This is a genomic window from Pseudarthrobacter sp. NPDC092202 (assembly GCF_044755505.1).
Classification (GTDB): Bacteria; Actinomycetota; Actinomycetes; order Actinomycetales; family Micrococcaceae; genus Arthrobacter.
In genome coordinates, this window is the sequence record NZ_JBIVRG010000002.1 from 434,303 (window position 1) to 452,363 (window position 18,061).

At 66.4% G+C, this 18,061-nt stretch carries 15 protein-coding genes and 1 pseudogene; 11 read left to right on the forward strand and 5 right to left on the reverse strand.

Translation table 11 applies throughout. From position 1 onward, the window contains the following. Positions 1–2 precede the first annotated feature (2 nt). Both ACIQF4_RS05415 and ACIQF4_RS05420 read right to left on the reverse strand, forming a co-directional pair. Positions 3–263 carry an SHOCT domain-containing protein gene (locus ACIQF4_RS05415; RefSeq protein WP_400516079.1) on the reverse strand — a complete coding sequence of 87 codons (261 nt, stop codon included), beginning with the start codon at positions 261–263 and terminating at the stop codon, positions 3–5. Between the two features lie 234 nt (positions 264–497). Further along, on the reverse strand, positions 498–974 hold the full coding sequence (locus tag ACIQF4_RS05420) for a hypothetical protein (protein ID WP_350002420.1): 477 nt from the start codon (positions 972–974) through the stop codon (positions 498–500). A gap of 189 nt (positions 975–1,163) precedes the next feature. Here ACIQF4_RS05420 and ACIQF4_RS05425 point away from each other — a divergent pair, with 189 nt between their 5' ends. The 5 genes and pseudogenes from ACIQF4_RS05425 to ACIQF4_RS05445 all read left to right on the forward strand — a co-directional run bounded on the left by ACIQF4_RS05425 (position 1,164) and on the right by ACIQF4_RS05445 (position 8,241). After that, positions 1,164–2,030 carry a universal stress protein gene (locus ACIQF4_RS05425; protein ID WP_400579861.1) on the forward strand — a complete coding sequence of 289 codons (867 nt, stop codon included), beginning with the start codon at positions 1,164–1,166 and terminating at the stop codon, positions 2,028–2,030. A gap of 63 nt (positions 2,031–2,093) precedes the next feature. Beyond that, positions 2,094–3,790: pseudogene (locus ACIQF4_RS05430) on the forward strand (DUF4389 domain-containing protein). A 118-nt stretch (positions 3,791–3,908) separates the two neighbouring features. Continuing rightward, a complete protein-coding gene (locus ACIQF4_RS05435; RefSeq protein ID WP_400514368.1) occupies positions 3,909–4,367 on the forward strand; it encodes a universal stress protein in 459 nt (152 codons plus the stop codon). Between the two features lie 40 nt (positions 4,368–4,407). Then, positions 4,408–5,427, forward strand: coding sequence for a polysaccharide deacetylase family protein (locus ACIQF4_RS05440; protein WP_400514370.1), 1,020 nt, complete (start codon positions 4,408–4,410; stop codon positions 5,425–5,427). An 18-nt stretch (positions 5,428–5,445) separates the two neighbouring features. Then, a complete protein-coding gene (locus ACIQF4_RS05445) occupies positions 5,446–8,241 on the forward strand; it encodes a cation-translocating P-type ATPase (protein WP_400514373.1) in 2,796 nt (931 codons plus the stop codon). Between the two features lie 157 nt (positions 8,242–8,398). Here the strand turns inward: ACIQF4_RS05445 and ACIQF4_RS05450 are convergent, their stop codons facing one another. After that, complete coding sequence (locus ACIQF4_RS05450; protein WP_400514375.1) at positions 8,399–8,848, reverse strand: hypothetical protein; 450 nt, start codon at positions 8,846–8,848, stop codon at positions 8,399–8,401. Between the two features lie 257 nt (positions 8,849–9,105). On the opposite strand from ACIQF4_RS05450, the gene ACIQF4_RS05455 reads away from it, so the two are divergent. After that, entirely contained in the window at positions 9,106–9,633 is a 528-nt protein-coding gene (locus ACIQF4_RS05455; RefSeq protein WP_400514376.1) for a hemerythrin domain-containing protein, read from the forward strand. 11 nt (positions 9,634–9,644) lie between these two features. On the opposite strand, the gene ACIQF4_RS05460 is transcribed toward ACIQF4_RS05455, so the two are convergent. Beyond that, positions 9,645–10,106 (reverse strand): universal stress protein, encoded by a 462-nt coding sequence (locus ACIQF4_RS05460; protein WP_400514379.1) that lies wholly within the window; start codon positions 10,104–10,106, stop codon positions 9,645–9,647. 315 nt (positions 10,107–10,421) lie between these two features. Between ACIQF4_RS05460 and ACIQF4_RS05465 the strand changes: the two genes are divergently transcribed. Further along, positions 10,422–11,045 carry a response regulator gene (locus ACIQF4_RS05465; protein ID WP_400514381.1) on the forward strand — a complete coding sequence of 208 codons (624 nt, stop codon included), beginning with the start codon at positions 10,422–10,424 and terminating at the stop codon, positions 11,043–11,045. A gap of 59 nt (positions 11,046–11,104) precedes the next feature. On the opposite strand, the gene ACIQF4_RS05470 is transcribed toward ACIQF4_RS05465, so the two are convergent. Then, complete coding sequence (locus ACIQF4_RS05470; protein WP_400514383.1) at positions 11,105–12,784, reverse strand: GAF domain-containing protein; 1,680 nt, start codon at positions 12,782–12,784, stop codon at positions 11,105–11,107. Between the two features lie 252 nt (positions 12,785–13,036). On the opposite strand from ACIQF4_RS05470, the gene ACIQF4_RS05475 reads away from it, so the two are divergent. From ACIQF4_RS05475 to ACIQF4_RS05490, 4 genes are all read left to right on the forward strand, one after another. Beyond that, complete coding sequence (locus ACIQF4_RS05475) at positions 13,037–13,498, forward strand: pyridoxamine 5'-phosphate oxidase family protein (protein WP_400514385.1); 462 nt, start codon at positions 13,037–13,039, stop codon at positions 13,496–13,498. Between the two features lie 55 nt (positions 13,499–13,553). Beyond that, positions 13,554–14,429: a universal stress protein gene (locus tag ACIQF4_RS05480; protein WP_400514387.1), complete on the forward strand. Its 876-nt coding sequence runs from the start codon at positions 13,554–13,556 to the stop codon at positions 14,427–14,429. Positions 14,430–14,453: 24 nt separating this feature from the next. Further along, a complete protein-coding gene (locus ACIQF4_RS05485; RefSeq protein WP_400514788.1) occupies positions 14,454–16,898 on the forward strand; it encodes an HAD-IC family P-type ATPase in 2,445 nt (814 codons plus the stop codon). A gap of 79 nt (positions 16,899–16,977) precedes the next feature. Continuing rightward, on the forward strand, positions 16,978–17,982 hold the full coding sequence (locus tag ACIQF4_RS05490) for a zinc-dependent alcohol dehydrogenase family protein (protein ID WP_400514389.1): 1,005 nt from the start codon (positions 16,978–16,980) through the stop codon (positions 17,980–17,982). The last annotated feature ends 79 nt before the right edge of the window (positions 17,983–18,061 follow it).

Genomic DNA, 18,061 nt, shown 5'->3' on the forward strand with positions numbered 1-18,061 from the left:
GCTCAGGCTCCGCGGGCACGGCGCAGGGCCGCCAACCTGGCCGTGTATTCAGTCTCGTCAATGTCGCCGCGGGCGAAGCGTTCGGCCAAGAGGTCCTCCGCAGCGCTTCTACCGGGCCCATTGCCGGTACGCCCGCGGTTACCCGGGGACATGGACCGGGCAAAAAGGACAATGGCCGCGATGATTGCTCCCCAGAACAGGACGAAGCTCACCACCATCAGGACGTAGACCCAGGCGCCCATGTTCCCGTCCCAGTACATCATCGCTGCTCCTCCTGCCCTGCTGCCGAACCCTGATTGACTGTCCCGGCAAAGGGACGTCTAACGCCAGAGTCTTTCGTCCCGTGGATTCACCGGCGAACTCACGGCGGTGGCAGCATGGCAGATGCCGATTTTCCGGCAACCCTAAAACAGAAACTGCCCCCCGAACACCGGAACGGTTTCCCGGTCCGGCGTTCGGGGAGCAGTGGGCCCCTCTGCGGCGTGTCCTTTTGTTCCTTAACGTTCCAGGTCGTCGGGTTCGAATTCGCTCAGCGGCGAACCGCCGAAGTTTTCCTCGTCGTCGCTGGCATCAGCTTCCAGCCCTGTGGGTTCTTCGCCGAAGTCGACGTCGGCAACCGCCTCCCCCAGGGTGGGCGTAGCGGAGGCGGCCTGTCCCTCAGCCTCCAAGCGGGACTGCGCCGATTCATCCCGGAAAGTCTGTTCGCTGATGAAGTCCTCTTCCTCTCCCGAAACCGCCTCATCCTGGATCAACGGATCCTCCTGCCAGCGGTCCGGATTGTCCTCGGCCGCGCCCGGGTAGCTGTCCGGCTCGCCATTCACAGGGTCAAGCTCAAGGGAGGAAGCCGCACCCGGAGTCTCATCAAGGAGCACGTCGTCATCCTGGACAACCTCGAGCCCCTCATCGGGAAGGTTCTGTTCCGTCATGGTGATGCCTTTCTCTTCGAACAGCTGGAGTAAAACAATAGTAAGCATACTGACGACCCTGCGGCGTTGCTAACGTCTCCGCACTGATCCGCCAGAACCGGGCCGGCTCTTCGACGAGGTCCGCGGCGGGGCCCGTCCCAACCTGTATCTTGCCGTGACCTTTGGCCCTATGTCCCGCGTGGTTGCGGGGCCAGTGTTATAGGAGACCCACGCCCGTGCGAATGAGGAGAGCCGGTTATTACAACTCGTAAACCAGTCGCCGCCGCCACCAACGACTCACCGCAAAGCCAGGCGGCGGTGCTGTGGGCGGCGCGCCGGGCGGAGCGCCACGGTGTGCCCCTGGTGATCGTCCATGTTGTGGACGACAGGTGGGTGGCGGAACCGTATCCCTGGATCGGCGTTATGGAAGAGGCCGGTGACCGTCTCCTGCAGACTGCGGCAGGACGGGTCCGGGACGCGTTCCCCACCACCATCACCACCCGGCTCCTCACCGGAAGCGTAGGACGTTCGCTGGCGAAGTATTCCGCCAAGGCGTCCATGGTGGTCATCGGCTCCGGCACCGGCCACCTGGGCGGTTCACTGGCCGACCGGGCGCTCCAGGTGGCAGCCTCTTCGAAGGTTCCGGTGGCCGTGGTGGGAACGCAGGACCTGGAGGGCCGCTCCGGCGTGGTGGTAGGCGTTGACGGTTCCAAGGAAGCGACGCAGGCCGTGGCTTTCGCCGCAGCTGAGGCAGACCGGGAAGGTGACGAACTGACAGTTGTGTACGCCATCATCGCCCCCGACCGTGTGGTGGATGCCGGCCTGACATCCACCAGCCTCGCCGAGCTTATTGCCGAAGAGGAGCGCCTTGTCCTGGCGGAAACGGTGGCCGGACTGAAGGAAGACTATCCAAGCCTCCAGGTGCACCAGGTGCTGGAAACCGAGCGGAGCCCGGTCGATGCGCTGGTGGATGCCGCGAGGAACGCCAGGATGCTCGTGGTGGGAAGCCGCGGCCGCGGCGGGATTCAACGGCTCCTGCTGGGATCCACGGCCCACGGCGTCCTGCGGCACCTGCCCTGCCCCACTGTTATTACCCGCATCCAGGCCACCAAGAACAAGAACTAGGCCAGCCCCGGCCTGCTGCTTCTCCCCATAGCTGTAACCACCTCCTACGTTCGGGTTGGCGTCATGAAGAAGACTGCTTCAGCAATAATGCTCATCCTCGGGATCCTCATCTCGATGGTTGGCCTCGCCACTCTCGCCGGAGGGGCGGCGGCCTCAGTGGTCGGATCCGCGCAGGGAGATGGCTACCTCACGTCAGGCACTGCCCGCCTGGCCGTCGGATCCCACGCCCTGACCTCGCCCAGGCTTGATGCCGTGGGCGAGGGCGTCCCGCCGCGCCTGCCTTTCGACGTCGGGACGCTGAGGCTGCGGGCCACGTCCGCGGAACCGGGCAAGGAGATCTTCATAGGGGTTGCCCCGCAGGAGGACGTTGAGCGCTACCTTTCGGGCGTGCACCATTCCGAACTGCTCGAAGTGGACAGCCGGCCCTTCCGGGCCGAATACCGTGACATTCAGGCACCGGCACACCTGAACCTCCGGCCGAGCAAACGTTCTGGAGCACGTCCGCCTCCGGGCCCGGCGAACAGGAGCTCACCTGGGACCTGGCCGCCGGCAGCTGGGAAATCGTCATCATGAACGCCGACGGCAGCCTTGGCGTGGATGCCGAGGTACAGGCGGGATTCCGTTCGGACCTGATCATGCCGGCTGCCACAGGCCTGCTGGTGGGAGGGGCAATTGCGCTGGCACTGGGGATCCCCTTGCTGATCCTGGGAGCCGTGGGCCTCGGCCGGCACGCGAGGCAGCATCCCCGGGGGCCTGCCGCACCACCACCTGGATACGGGCCGCCGCCGGGGTATGGAACACAGCCCGGGTACGCGCCGGGGTACGGAACACAGCCCGGCTATGCGGCTGGCTACGGTCCATCGACCGGTTATGGGCCGCCTGCCGGGCCTGCCGGAGCAGTGCCCGGAACACCAGTCCCCGGACCCCTTGGAGCACCGGGTGCGCCAGGAGCCGGAGCATCACCTGTGCCGGGAGCCGGAGCCCCTGGTATCCCAGCGGTGCCGCACCCCGGGGCTGCGGACCGGGCAGACCAGGCTCCCTATCCCGCCCGGCTTTTCGGTGACCTTGATCCGGCCCTGTCCCGGGCGATGTGGCTGGTCAAGTGGTTCCTTGCCATTCCGCATTTCATCGTGCTGGTCTTCCTGTGGTTCGCGTTCCTCGTGACCACGATTGTGGCAGGCTTCGCCATCCTGTTCACCGGCCGCTACCCCCGCCCCCTGTTCGACTTCAACGTGGGAGTCCTGCGCTGGAACTGGCGGGTGGCTTTTTACGCCTACGCAGCTGCGGGCACGGACCGCTACCCGCCCTTCACCCTGGCACGCACCGATTATCCGGCGGACTTCGAAGTGGACTACCCGGAGAAGCTGTCCCGCGGGCTGGTTCTGGTGAAGTGGTGGCTCCTGTCCCTTCCGCATTTGCTGATTGTCGCCGCCCTGTCCGGAGCCACCTGGACGTGGGAAACAGAAGCCGGTGACCTGGGAACGACCTATGAGCGCGCAACAGGCCCGTCCCTGCTGGGCTTGCTCGTCCTGGTGGCCGTGGTGGCCCTGCTGTTCACCGGGCGGTACCAGCGGCCGCTGTTCGATTTCATCCTCGGCATCAACCGCTGGATCTACCGCGTCCTGGCCTACACGGCCCTCATGCGCGATGAATACCCGCCGTTCCGGCTTGACCAGGGACCCGCTGACGTCCTGCCGACGGCACAGGAACCACCACGCCGTGAACCGCCTGCGCAAGAGCCGCCGTCGGCTCTCCCGTAACCTGCCGGTGGCCACTGCAACTTGCCGGCGGCCCCTGCCGTGACTTTCGGCCCTACCTCCCGTTGTCCCGCCGGGACATCATGTACCAAGGACCGCCCGGGTCACCTGAGGAGCTGAGATGAGTACTGCTGGAACACCATTTGCCCGGATCCTTGTGGGTGTCGACGGCTCGGAACCGTCCATCGAGGCGCTGCGGCAGGCCCAGCGCCTGGCAACGCCGCTGGGTGCCAAGGTCCTGGCCAACGCGTACTGGGATTACCCGCAGGTCTACGCCGGCTACGTGATGATGGGTATCGAAGGCTTCGAGGAGCGTGCCGGGGAGATCCTCGACGACGCGGTCAGGAAGGCTTTCGGCGGCGAGACGCCGTCGAACGTTCTTCCCAACCTGATCCGCGGCCACCCGCGGGACTCGCTGATCGACGCCAGCCGTGATGCGGACATGGTGGTGGTGGGACGCCGCGGGCACGGCGGTTTTGGCGGGCTGCTCCTCGGCTCGGTCAGCTCAGCCCTGGTGGCCCACGCCCACTGTCCGGTGCTGGTGGTCCACACGCCGGAAGATCGCCCGGGGGCACCCTGAAGGAGGTCCACGTGGCCGGGACTACGGCAGGCGCAGTCCGTTGACGGAGCCGCTGCGGGGTGACGCACGACGACGGATGGCGGCTGCCGCCGTCGTGCTCGCCCTGATTGTCCTGGCCATCGTTCTTGCCGTACTGCTGCGGTCACCGGCGGGAACTTCTCTACAGCCGGCCGCACCTTCCTCTCCCGGCGCCTCCACCAGCCCAGGCCCGGGGGCCTCCAGCGCCCCTCCCGCCACAACACGGCCATCCACAGCAGACCCCTCCGCATCCCAGCCTGTGGAGGCATCGACGGAAACACCGGAGGCAGGGCAGAACCCTGTCCAGCCTCCCGCCACTGTGCCTCCCGTCCCGGTCCCGCCCCCCGCAACGGACGGCGGGCCCGGCCCTGAACCGGATCCTGTCCCGCCGGCAGCGCCGTTCCCCTCCCGGCTGATCAGCCAGGACCTCACCGTCATTCCGGACGCGGGGCGCGTGGTGGCGCTGACGTTCGATGCCGGAGCCAATGCGGCAGGACTGCCGAAGATCCTGTCCACCCTGTCCGCCAAGGGGGTCACGGGCACGTTCTTCCTCACCGGTAACTGGGTGGATGCCAACCCCGGCGGGGTGAAGCAGATCGTTTCTGCGGGGCATCGGGTGGCCAACCACTCCATGACCCATCCTGGTTTCACCGGCCTGGACGACGGGCAGATTGCCCAACAGGTCCGGGGAGCGGAACAAACAATCCTGGCAGCCGGGGCCGACCCCCGTCCGCTGTTCCGTTTCCCGTTCGGCGAAAGGGATGCCCGCACTATTGCCGCTGTCAACAGCCTCGGCTACGTTGCCGTCCGGTGGACCGTGGACACCCTGGGATGGAAAGGTACCAGTGGCGGCGTCAACGCCCAGGCCGTCGCAGACCGCACGCTGGCCGCCCTGCAGCCCGGCGAAATTATCCTTATGCACATCGGTTCCAATCCCGACGACGGCTCCACCCTTGACGCCGACGCCCTGCCTGACATCATCGACCGCATCAGCGCCGCCGGGTACGGCTTCGCCACCCTTGACGCGCTGCTGGCCCCCTAACAGAAGGAAGGGCCGCTAATGGAGAAGACCAGGCAGGCAAAAGCCACCGGCAGGCGTCCTGCTCCGGCATCGAACGGAACGGCCGATCCCGCACACCACGGGCTTCCCCTGCATGAGGTGGTCCTGCTGCTCGGGACGGACCACGTGCAGGGCCTCGCTTCCACGGAGGTGGCACGCCGCCAGGCCCAGTTCGGAACCAACGTGCTGCCGCGCTCACGCGGCGGGGGGATCTTCCGGAAACTGGCCCGGCAGTTCAACAATCCGCTGGTGTACGTGCTGCTGGCCGCGGCGGCCGTCACGCTGTTCCTGGGTGAATATCTGGACTCGGGCGTCATCCTCGCCGTCGTCCTGGTGAACACATTGATCGGCTTTGTCCAGGAAGTCCGGGCGGAGGCTGCCCTCGATGCGCTGCATTCCCTGGTCCGCACGCGCGCTGTGGTGGTCAGGGACGGGCAACGGGAAGAGGTCCCCTCGGAGGACCTCGTCCCCGGAGACCTAGTAATCCTCGAGGCCGGCGACAAAGTCCCGGCGGACCTGCGGCTGGTCCGGCTGTCCGGCCTGCGTGCCGATGAATCCGCCCTGACGGGCGAGTCCGAGGCAGTAGAGAAGAACGAGGTGGTCCTTCCCCCGACCACACCGGTGGCGGACCGCCGGAACATGGTCTACAGCGGCACCCTGGTGACGGCCGGCACCGGCGCGGGGGTCGTCGTCGCCATCGGTGGCGAGACGGAACTCGGTGAGATCCACCGGCTGATGGGCTCGGTGCAGCAGGTGGCCACCCCGCTGACACAAAAGCTGGCGCACTTCAGCATGACGCTGACGGTGGCCATCCTGGCACTTGCCGCCGTGACTTTCCTTGCAGGCGTGGCACGCGGCCAGCAGCCGGCACAAATGTTTACCGCCGCCGTCGCGCTCGCGGTGGGGGCAATCCCCGAAGGCCTTCCCGCGGCAGTCACGGTTACGCTCGCCATCGGTGTCCGCCGGATGGCCCGGCGCCGCGCAGTGGTGCGCAGGCTGCCGGTTGTTGAGACGCTGGGCAGCACCACGGTCATCTGTTCGGACAAGACCGGCACCTTCACTGAAAACCAGATGACGGTGCGGGCACTGTGGACTTCATCCGGCGCTTACGACGTGACAGGCTCCGGCTATGGCCCGGAGGGGCGCGTCCTTCCGGCACGTCCTGGTGTCCAGGGCGCCGCGGAAGGGGCTGAAGGAACGGCGAAGGCGGCGCAGGACGACGCGCTGCACTGGTCCCTGCTGGCTGGCGGCGCCTGCAATGACGCCAGGGTGGTGAGGGAGGGCGACGCCTGGCGCGTCCAGGGGGATCCCACGGAGGCTGCGATGCTGGTGGCTGCCGGGAAGGGCGGAGTGGATACCGCGCAGTTCCTCGCCTCCACTCCGCGGCGCGCCGCCCTGCCTTTTACCTCGGAGCGCCAGTACATGGCCACGGTCCACTCCCCCCGGTTCCCGGACGCCAGTGGCACAGGGCAGGACACCGTCCTGGTCAAGGGAGCCGTGGAAAGGGTGCTGGAGCTGTGTGCCTGGCAGATGGACGGCCCCGGTGACTACGGGCGCCTCAACAGGCAGGCGGTCCTGGAGGTTGCGCACCGGTTTGCCGGCACCGGCCTGAGGGTCCTGGCCACGGCCATAATGCACCTGCCCGCCGGCACCTCCCTTGCCGAGGCAAACCTGCGCGGACAGCTGACGCTGACGGGGCTCCAGGCGATGTTCGATCCGCCGCGGGAGGCAGCGGCGGCAGCAGTGCGTGCCTGCCACCAGGCGGGGGTAGCCGTCAAGATGATCACCGGGGACCATGTTGGTACTGCAGCCACGATCGCCAGGGCAGTGGGCATCACTGCGGACCGGACAGACGGGACCGCGCTGACGGGAACGGAGCTGGACGCGATCCCCGAGGACCAGCTGCCCGATGCGGTGGAGCGCGCAACGGTCTTCGCACGGGTGTCGCCCGAGCAGAAGCTCCGCCTCATCGGTGCGCTCCAGTCCCGGGGGCACGTGGCTGCCATGACGGGCGACGGCGTCAACGACGCGCCGGCACTGCGCCAGGCGAACGTAGGGATCGCCATGGGACGGTCTGGAACGGAAGTGGCAAAGGAGGCCTCGGACATCGTCCTGACAGATGACGACTTCGCCACCATCGAGGCGGCTGTCGAGGAAGGCCGGAACGTCTTTGACAACCTGACCAAATTCATCGTCTGGACCCTGCCCACCAATATGGGGGAAGGCCTGGTGATCCTCGTGGCGATCCTGGCCGGAGCGACCCTTCCCGTCCTGCCCACGCAGATTCTGTGGATCAACATGACCACAGCGGTGGCCCTGGGGCTGATGCTGGCGTTCGAGCCGAAGGAGCCCGGCCTCATGTCCCGGCCTCCCCGGACACCCGGCCGCCCACTCCTGACCTGGACCCTTACCCTCCGGATCCTGCTGGTCTCCACGCTCCTTGTGGCAGGCACCTGGTGGATTTTCGAACTCGAACTGGCCGGTGGTGCGTCGCTTGCCGAAGCCCGGACCGCTGCAGTCAACCTCTTCGTGGCGGTGGAGACGTTCTACCTCTTCAGCTGCCGTTCCCTCACCCGGTCCGTGTGGCGGATCGGCTTCTTCAGTAACCGCTGGGTGGTTCTCGGTGTCCTGGTCCAGGCGGCCGGCCAGCTGGCCATCACCTACTCCCCCGTAATGAACGAACTCTTCCACACAGCCCCCCTCGGCGCGGAGACCTGGCTGCGGATCCTGGGCATCGCAGTGCTGGCTTCACTCGTCGTCGCCGTGGACAAGCGCTTCAGGCGCCACTCGTTCTAGCCAGGTCCCGCCGTTCCAGGTACTGCAGGAGCGGGCCTCATGGCTTTGGCAGGAGCCGGACCAGCACCAGTCCGGTCACTGCGGCCATGGCCACCGCCATCAGGACCGCCGCCCCTATTCCAATGGTGGCTGTCAGCCACAAGTCCTGGCCGGGCTGCTACAGCGGAGTCGCAACGGCCATGAAAACGCCCAGTCCCACGGCCCAGGCGGCGGCGCTTCCGGCGATCCACCGCCAGGCCCTGGGGACATGACGGCGCAGTTCGAACCATTGCGCCAGGCCGATCGAGACCAGGAGCACCAGTGCGGCCCCGGTTCCCGTAACTATTTGGGCTGCTGCCGGCCACCCCTGCCAGGACTCGCTGCTGAAGGACAACAGGCCCACCGTCCAGGCAAGAGCAGCCGCCGCTGCTGTAAGCAGGACCCAGCGCCGTACGGACACGGCGGGAAGCCTGGTCCTAAGAACACGCACCTGGAACCACCCCAGGACGGCACCCTCTACAAAGCCGGCAAGCACCAGCAACGGAACCCCGGCTACCGGCCAGAAGACAACCGAAACGAGCTGGGCCGCCGCAGGGGCAAGGAAGCCGAGGCTCTCGCCCGCGCTCACCCACGCCACCCAGCGGACAAGAAAGGCGGTCCTGCGCGGCGAATCAGCTAAGTCAGCACACACCAGGCACAGCCCTCCCTTCATGCTTCTTCCAAGGTAGGGGACCAACGGCTCTGCCACGCGCCCGGCCCCACTGCCCATAGTTAACGCCAGGAACGGGTGGGACGCTGCCGGCAGTTTGCAGGCACAGGCCCGCGGCACCCCTGAAGGGGACGGTTGGGAAGGGACGGTTGGGAAAAGACGATGAGGAAGGGACCATGAACCAGGACAAGGACGCTGCCGCCGAGGCAGAAGCACTCCAGGCGGTTGAAAGACACCACGCACACATGCTCAAGCATCTGAACGGACTCGTTGCCCTCCTGATGAAAGCAGTGGAGGCACGTGATGCCTCCGCCGAAGAAACAGCGCAGGCAACACTCCTGGACTGGTGCGACAGCAACCTCATCCCCCATGCCCTGGCCGAGGAGGGTCCCCTGTACGGCGGACCGCACGCTACCTCCGAGGGAAGGCTCCTGGTGGAGGGGATGCTGGCCGAACACCGCGTCATTGTGGACCTCGTGGAGGAACTGCGAACCTCCAACGGACTAGCCGCCGCGGTGGCAGCTTCTGCCATCCAGCGGTTGTTTGCCCTGCACCTGGACAAGGAAAACCGCCTCCTGATGCCCTTCATCGTCGAGTCCCCGGACATGTCCCTCGCCGCGTCCGTGCAGGGGCTTCACGAACTGACCGGAGAAGGCACGGGCCGCCACGCCGGGACGCACGACGACGGCACGCAGCATCGCTGATGACACGTCTCTTATTGCCCGCCGCGGCTTTTCCGGTGCGCTGCTTCCACCGGGGCGTGGACCACCAGGACCGGGCAGTGGGCGTGGCTGACGCACGCCGAACTCACCGAGCCCAGCACCAGGCTGCCATGACCGCGCCGCCCCACGATGAGGAGGGACGAGTTCCGGCTCCCCTCAATCAATTGCTCACTGGCTTTGCCCCGTACCAGCCGCGGGTGGACAAATGCCGGCAGCTCCGGGCCGAAAGCGTCCGCAAGGGCCTGCTCCAGTGACTGACTGGCGGCGTATTCGAAGCCTTCGATGCCCACCACAAGGTAGAGCCCATAGCCCGGAGGAACGTCCCAGCATGCCCACGCTTCCACTGTTGCGCCTAGGGGCCCGGCCAGGTCCACGGCTGTGCGAAGGGCCGCGATCGAGGCGTCGGATCCGTCCACGCCAACAACAATCCTGGGGTGCTCCTCGGGGGCGTCCATGTGGCTCCGATCTGTTTGGTCTGCTCCCAGACTGTACAGGGTCCGGGAAGCGGGATAGGGCCGAAAGTCACCGCCGGGTGCGGGCAGAGGTTCCCCCACGGGCAGACGCCGGCGAGGGGCGACGGTTGTATGATCAGGATTCGCGACTTTGGTCCCTTCCTGCAGGTCCGCACAGGCGGAAAGATGGGACCAGGCCCCTGGCACGGGCTGCCTGCACAGCCGTGCAGGCATAGTCCTTAAGACAATAGGGAGCATAGGGTGCAAAGGCATGAGTCGGGCCCGGAAGGGGCTGCAGGTCCCCAGGAGCCCCTGCGCGTGTTCATTCTCGATGACCACGAACTTGTCAGGCAGGGGCTGAAGGACCTCCTTGAGGGCGAAGGGTTCGAGGTAGTCGGTGAGAGCGGATCCGCGGCGGAGGCCACGCGCCGCATTCCCGCGCTGCAGCCGGATATCGCGATCCTGGACGGACGGCTCCCCGACGGCACCGGCATCGAGGTATGCCGGGATGTGCGCTCGCTGGACCCCCGCCTGCACTGCCTCATCCTGACAAGCTATGACGACGAGCAGGCCATCCGCGGCGCCGTCCTGGCAGGAGCATCGGGATACATCCTCAAGCAGATCAGGAGCGATGACCTCCTCGCCGGTATCCGCAAGGCGGCCGCGGGACAGTCCCTCTTCGAGCCCGGCGTACGGGAGCGGATCATCGCCGGACTTTCCAAGGCCCCAACGGACCCGCGGCTGGATGCACTCAGTGCCCAGGAGAAGAAGGTCCTGACACTCATCGGGCAGGGCATGACCAACCGCCAGATCGGCGAGGAACTCTTCCTGGCCGAGAAAACAGTCAAGAACTACGTGTCATCCATTTTGGCGAAGCTGGGCTTCGAGCGGAGGACACAGGCTGCCGTGTACGTCACGCGCAACACCACGGACGGGCAATAACCTGTCCCCAGGATCCGCGGCTGGCGGGCGGCGCCAGGGCCGGCAGCTGTCCGGTTCCGTCACAGACGCTGGGCGGTCCACGTGATCCGGGTGCCTTCCCCTGGCGCGCTCCGGATGGTGCAGCTGCCGCCCAGCATCTCTGCCCGGTGCCGCATATTGGCCAGGCCGCTCACCCGTGCGGGTTCTTCGAAACCGCACCCGTTGTCCTGGATCACCAGCTCAACCTGCCGCTGGGTCACGGACACCGCAACCCGTATCTCCTTGGCACCTGAGTGGCGGGCAGCATTGCTCAGTCCTTCCGAAAGCACGGAAAGCACATGGCCGGCAACGTTTTCCCGGACGGTGTCCACGGGACCGGAAAAAGCCACTTCTGGTTCAACGGCATAGCTGCGGGAGTTGTCCTGGACCACCCCCAGGATGCGGTTTGTCAGCGGTTCAAGGTTTTCCTCCCCCGTCCGAAGCGAGTAGATGGTGTCCCGCAGCTTCCGGATGGTGTCGTCCAGTTCGGACGTGACCGTGGCAATGCGTTCGTGCGCTATGGGATCCAGGGTGTAGCGGCGGAGGCTCTGGATACTCAGTCCGGAGGCGAAAAGCCGTTGGATGACAAGATCGTGCAGGTCGCGGGCAATCCGTTCCCGGTCCGTGAACAGGAGGTTCTGCTCACGGAGCGCATGGACACGGGCAAGGTCGAGTGCCAGCCCGATCCTGCTCCCGAAAATCGAACTGGACTCCCCTTCGGCCTGGCTGTAGGCAGTTGAGCCCTGTGGACGGGCGAGCAGCAAAACGCCGTTCTCGCTGTTGCTGTGGCCGATGGCGCAGACCAGCACCGAACCCAGTTTTTCTGCCACCTCATCGCCGAAGACCCGCTGGGGATCACGCACCACGTGGGACTCCCCCGTCTCGATGACCGTGGAGACGGCGTCCGAAGCACCAATCTCCTGCCCCGCCTGCAGGCCCTGGACGCCCAGGGAGGACCTGCACCTGAGGACCCCGTCACCAGCAGGAACAGCAATCACGGCCAGCGCGGACTCTGACACCCGCAAGGCTGTTTCAGCCACCAGGTCAAGGTTGTCCGAGTCGCCGGGGTGCGGTGCCATGATCAGCCGGCTGCTCAGTTCCATCCCTGCCTCCAGCCATTTCTGGCGCCGCTTGCTGTCCTCAAACAGGCGGGCATTCTGGATGGCCACACCGGCGGCAGCGGCCAGGGCCACGGCAAGGTCTTCATCCTCCGGCGTGAAGTCCTGTCCGCCGTCCTTTTCCGTCAGGTAGAGGTTTCCGAACACTTCGTCCCGGACACGGACCGGAACTCCCAAAAAGGTACTCATGGGGGGATGGTTGGGCGGAAAGCCTGAGGCCATCGGGTGCTGGCCGAGATCGTGCAGCCTCAATGGCTGCGGCTCCCGGATCAGGTGGCCAAGGACGCCGTGCCCCGTAGGCAGGTCCCCAATGGACCTGATGTCTTCCTCATCCACTCCCACCGTGATGAAGTGGCTCAGGCTGCGGTCTTCCGCGATCACGCCCATCGCCCCGTACTTCGCGCCCACAAGTTCACACGCGGACCGGACCAGGCGGTCCAGCACGGCTTCAAGGCTCAGGTCCTGGGCCAATGCGACGACGGCGGCAAGCAGGCCGTTCATGCGTTCCTGGGTTTGCAGCAGCTCATCTGCACGGGCAACAAAGTCCCGAAGGAGATCCTCGGCCCGTTCCTTCATGGGAGAGCTCCACGGCTCAGTGCTCATGTCCGACCTCCTGTGGAAAGTGCCTGCGTCGTTGCGGGCCCTCAGCGGTGTTGCACGCGTCCGGGAGGTAGGTTCCCCCGGGCAACGCCGCTTCCGCCTCATTCGAAGCGGCGTCCGGCACCAGTCTAGGAGAGTAAGTCAAGGTCTGAAATGCCCCAATTACGGAAGGACGGACGGCAGCAGCCGCCTGCACCCGGCGCATCAGGACCTTCTTCCCTAGCCCCGCCCCGCTCCGGGTCCTAGGCTACGGCCATGGACACAGCTGCAACAGAACCGGAACCCGAAAACCTTGGCGTGCATGACTGCTGGAGATACCTGCGGTCAACGTCCGTTTGCAGGATGGCCTTCACCCGCGGCGACACGGTGGAGATCTTCCCGGTCAACTTCGTGCCCAGCAACGGCACCCTGCTGATCCGCACCGGCCCGGGCACCAAAATGGACGCAGTGGCCGGCCGCAAAGCAGTGTCCCTGGAGGCCGACGGCCTGAACCAGTACGGCACCATTGCCTGGAGCGTGGTGGTGAAGGGGCACGCGGCCGTTGTGGACGACACCGAAGACTTCCAGGATGCCTCCGACGCAGGTTTGTCTCCCTGGCAGGCTGGCCCCAAGGACAGCCTCATCCGGGTAACACCGGAGGAGATCACCGGGAGGAGATTCTTCATCACCCCGCCCACCCGGTGGTGGGCCCCGCAGGAACCGGTCGACAGGGCCTGAAGCCCTTTCCGGCACTAAGACTCTCAACCACCAGCAGCACCACGGAAGGTACCCCATGGACGCACACAAGCCAGTCGCCGTCGGCATCGCCGACTCCGCCCCTTCCAAGGCGGCCCTGCTGTGGGCAGCGGCCCGCGCACGGCGGCAAAAGGTTCCGCTGGCAATCCTGCATGTCCTCGACGACCGCTGGATGGCAGGCGAAAGGATCGAAGCGCTCCCCTACATCGACGTCCTGCGCCAGTCCGCGATGGACATGCTGAAGGAAGCCGACGAAACGGTGAGCAGCGCCGAACCGGACCTTCAGGTGTCGCAGGAACTGCTGGAGGGAAGCGTCGGGGCTTCACTCGGGAAGTACTCGAAGGACGCCTCGATGCTGGTCCTGGGCAGCAGCGGCCACTCCCGCGGCGCACTGACCGACCGGGCACTCCAGGCAGCCGCCACGGCTGAATGCCCGGTAGCGGTGATCGGGACAGGCCAAAGCAGCGGGCAGGGTGTTGTGGTGGGTGTTGACGGGTCGGAAGAGTCCACCCAGGCCGTGGCCTTCGCGGCGGCCGAGGCTGATGCACTGGGTGAGGAACTCACCGTCCTGTATGCGTTCACCGGCCCCAACCGCTGGATCAAAGCGGGCCTCCCGTCCAGCAGCTTTGCGGGGCATGTGGTGGAAGAGGAACAGATAGTCCTGTCCGAGACAGTCGCCGGGCTCCGCCAGGACTACCCCGGCCTGGTGGTACACGGAATCCTGGAAACCGTCATGGAACCGGCCGACGCCCTGGTCCGGGCAGCCGCGGACGCCCGGTTGCTGGTCCTGGGCAGCCGGGGCAGGGGCAGCTTCGGCAGGCTCCTGCTCGGATCGACGGCGCACGGTGTCCTCACCCAGCCTCCCTGCCCCACGGTCATCACCCGGTTGAAGAAGTCCCGGCATGACACATGACGGGTGGGCTCTGCGCTCCACATGATGTTTGAAAAAGGGGAAAGCACCGGAGGCCACGTGGGGTCCGGTGCGCCGGCGGGACAGCCAGCGGTGGACGGACTCTCCTCCGACGAGGTCCTGGCCCGGACCAGGGCCGGACGGATCAACAGCATCCCCGTGGCAACAAGCCGCAGTGTGTGGGACATTGTCCGGGCGAATGTCCTGACACTCTTCAACGCCATCGTGGCTGGCTGCTTTGTCCTGCTGCTGGTGCTGGACCAGTGGCGGGACGCGCTGTTTGGTTTCTCAGCACTGGGGAATTCCCTGATCGGAATCATCCAGGAATACCGCGCCAAGCAGTCCCTGGACAGGCTGGCCATTCTCCACGCGGCACAGGTAAGGGTGGTCCGGGCCGGCAGCCCACGGTTGGTCCCGGCGGAGGCCCTGGTCCCGGATGACATTGTCCTGCTCAGCGCCGGCGAACAGGTGGCCGCTGACGTGCGGCTCCTGGACGGCGGGTACGTGGAGGCAGACGAATCCTTTTTGACCGGGGAGTCGGCGCCGGTTCCCAAGCGTCCGGGAGCAGTGCTCCTCTCCGGGTCGCTGATCATGGCCGGAAGCGGACGGGCGGCGGTGGTCCGGGTGGGACCCCAGACGTTCGCCTATAAACTGACTGCCGAAGCCAGGCGGTTCGCCCTGGTCACGTCCGAGATACGCTCCGGCCTGGACAAGGTGCTTCGCGTGATCACCTGGCTGCTCCTGCCTACTGCGGTCCTGGTCACCCATGCCCAGGTCCAAAACGCCGGCGGCTGGGCGGCTGCCTTCAGTTCCGGGCAGTGGATACCCGCGGCAGTGGGACTGGTGGCCAGCATCATGTCCATGATTCCCCTTGGCCTGGTCCTGCTGACCAGCGTGGCCTTCGCGGTGGGCGGGGTACGCCTGGCCGGCCATATGGTCCTGGTCCAGGAAATTGCGGCCGTGGAAGTACTGGCAAGGGTGGATGTCCTGTGCCTGGACAAGACCGGCACCTTGTCTTCCGGCGCCATGGCGTTCAACGCAGTGCACGACGCCGGCGTGCCCGCGGCCGAGGGATGGCGGAAGGCCCTTGAATGGTTCGGCGCCAAGGAGGAAGCAAGCACCACCGCCAAGTCCATCGGTGACGCGTTTCCCGCGGCCGACGTCCTGCCGGAAACGTCATCCGTGCCCTTCACCTCCGCCCTGAAATGGAGTTCGGTGACGTTCCCGCCGGGCTCGCCGGCCGCCGGAACATGGGTTCTTGGGGCGCCGGATTTTGTCCTGGCGGACTCGTCCTCCAGTGCCCACGCCCGCCGGAGCGCCGCAGCGCTGGCTTCTACCGGCCTGCGGACGCTGGCGCTCGCCCACATGCCCGGGGGCCTTCCCGTGTCCGCGAAAGGCGGAGCACTGCCCACTGGACTCGTTCCGGTGGTACTGCTGACCTTCCGCGAGGATATCCGGAAGGAAGCGCCAGGAACCCTCGCCTACTTCCGGCAGCAGGGCGTGGGCCTGAAAATCATTTCCGGGGACGACCCCCGCACCGTGGCAGTGCTCGCACGCGCAGTGGGCATCGGGACGGGCAAAGCCTACGACGCCAGGAACCTGCCCACGGACCCGTTGCTGCTTGAAGAAGCAGTGGAGAACCACCACGTTTTCGGAAGCGTGTCCCCGTCCCAGAAGCGGGACATGGTCCAGGCGCTGAAGCGGCGCGGGCATACGGTTGCCATGACAGGCGACGGGGTCAACGACGTGCTGGCACTCAAGGAAGCCGATCTGGGCATTGCCATGGACACTGCGTCACCGGCCACCAAGGCAGTAGCCCGGCTTATCCTCCTGGACGGGCGCTTCGACAGGTTGCCCGCGGTCGTTGCCGAAGGCCGGCGGGCCATCAGCAACATCGAGCGGGTCTCCATGGTGTTCCTCAGCAAGACCGTCTACATCACGGTCATTTCGTTGACGTTTGCCCTGCTCCTGTGGCCCTTTCCGTTCCTTCCGCGCCAGATGTCCGTCCTCGACGGGCTGACGATCGGCCTGCCGGCATTCTTCCTGGCTCTGCAACCCGGCGCGCAGCGGTATGAGCCCGGATTCCTGAAGCGCTCGCTGGCCTTCTCGGTACCGGCCGGACTGTGTGGCGCCCTGTGTGTGCTCGCTGTCAGCATGTACGCGCACTTCGCCGCACCCGGCAGTGCCGAAGCCACGCAGTCGGCCGCCGTCATCACCTTGGCCCTGGTGGCCTCCTGGATCCTCGTGACGGCATCCCGGCCGCTCAACTGGACGAAGACCCTGATCCTGGCGGGCATGTACGGGGGCCTGGGGCTCCTGTTCACCGTGCCCCCGGCAAAAGGATTCTTCCGGCTGGACTGGCCGCCCACGGATCTTTTGGCCGCGTCCGTCACCGTGGCCGTGGCCGGCAGCCTGGTCATCGAAGCCATCCGGTACTTCCAGCGGCGCCTCGCCGGACGCCCGGAGGACTGATGGCATTGGTGACCTTCGGCTCTGGCATGCGCATCGCGGCCCCGGCCATTGTTGACTAAGGCGGCGGAAGGAGGACAGCGTGCTCGCATGGTGGGTGGGCCGGCCCGGCCCCATATCTGCACGTCCCCTGGTCAAGGGCACCCGAGAGGACCCCTTGCCCGCGGCCAATGAACTTCTGGTGGACGTCAGCGTCTGCGGAATCTGCCGGACCGACCTCCACTTGGCCGAAGGGGACCTGCAACCGCGCCGCCCCGGAGTTGTCCCGGGCCATGAGGCGGTAGGCGTGGTGGTGGAAACAGGACCGGAGGCCTCCCGGTTCGCGCCGGGCGACAGGGTGGGCGTAGCGTGGCTGGGCGGTGTCTGCGGGAGGTGTGCGTACTGCCGCCGCGGGGACGAAAACCTGTGCTCGGCGCCCGTCTTCACGGGCTGGGACAAGGACGGCGGCTACGCCCAAAAACTCACCGTCTCCGAGGACTTCACGTACCTCATTCCGGACGTCTTCACCGATGAACAGGCTGCGCCGCTGCTGTGCTCGGGCATTATCGGCTACCGCGCATTGAAACGCGCCAACCTCCCGGCCGGAGGGCGCCTTGGCATCTACGGGTTCGGCAGCTCCGCCCACCTGACCGCGCAGATGGCCGTGTACCAGGGGGCATCCGTTTTTGTCATGACCCGCTCTGAGGAGGCCCGTGCCCTTGCCCTGGAGCTGGGTGCCGAATATGCCGGCGACGCCTATGACACTCCTCCGGTGCCGCTTGACTCGGCCATTCTGTTCGCCCCTGTGGGCGGCCTGGTGCCGGCCGCGCTCGCTGCCCTTGACCGCGGCGGGACGCTGGCGGTTGCTGGTATACACCTCACCGACATCCCGCCACTGAACTATGAGGCCCACCTGTTCTACGAGCGCCAGGTCCGCAGCGTTACGGCCAATACACGGGCTGACGGGAAGGAGTTCCTGGCCCTCGCGGCCAGGATTCCACTGACACCAACCACCACCTCCTACCCGTTCGATGCCGCGGACACGGCCCTCGAGGATCTCGCTGCGGACAGGATTACCGGCTCGGCCGTCCTCCGGGTCCGCCCATAAACACCGCGGGGCCACGGTGGGACCTTGGACTCTGGAACAGCACCCGCAGGGGGCGGATGGTGTTAATGCCGGGCAATGC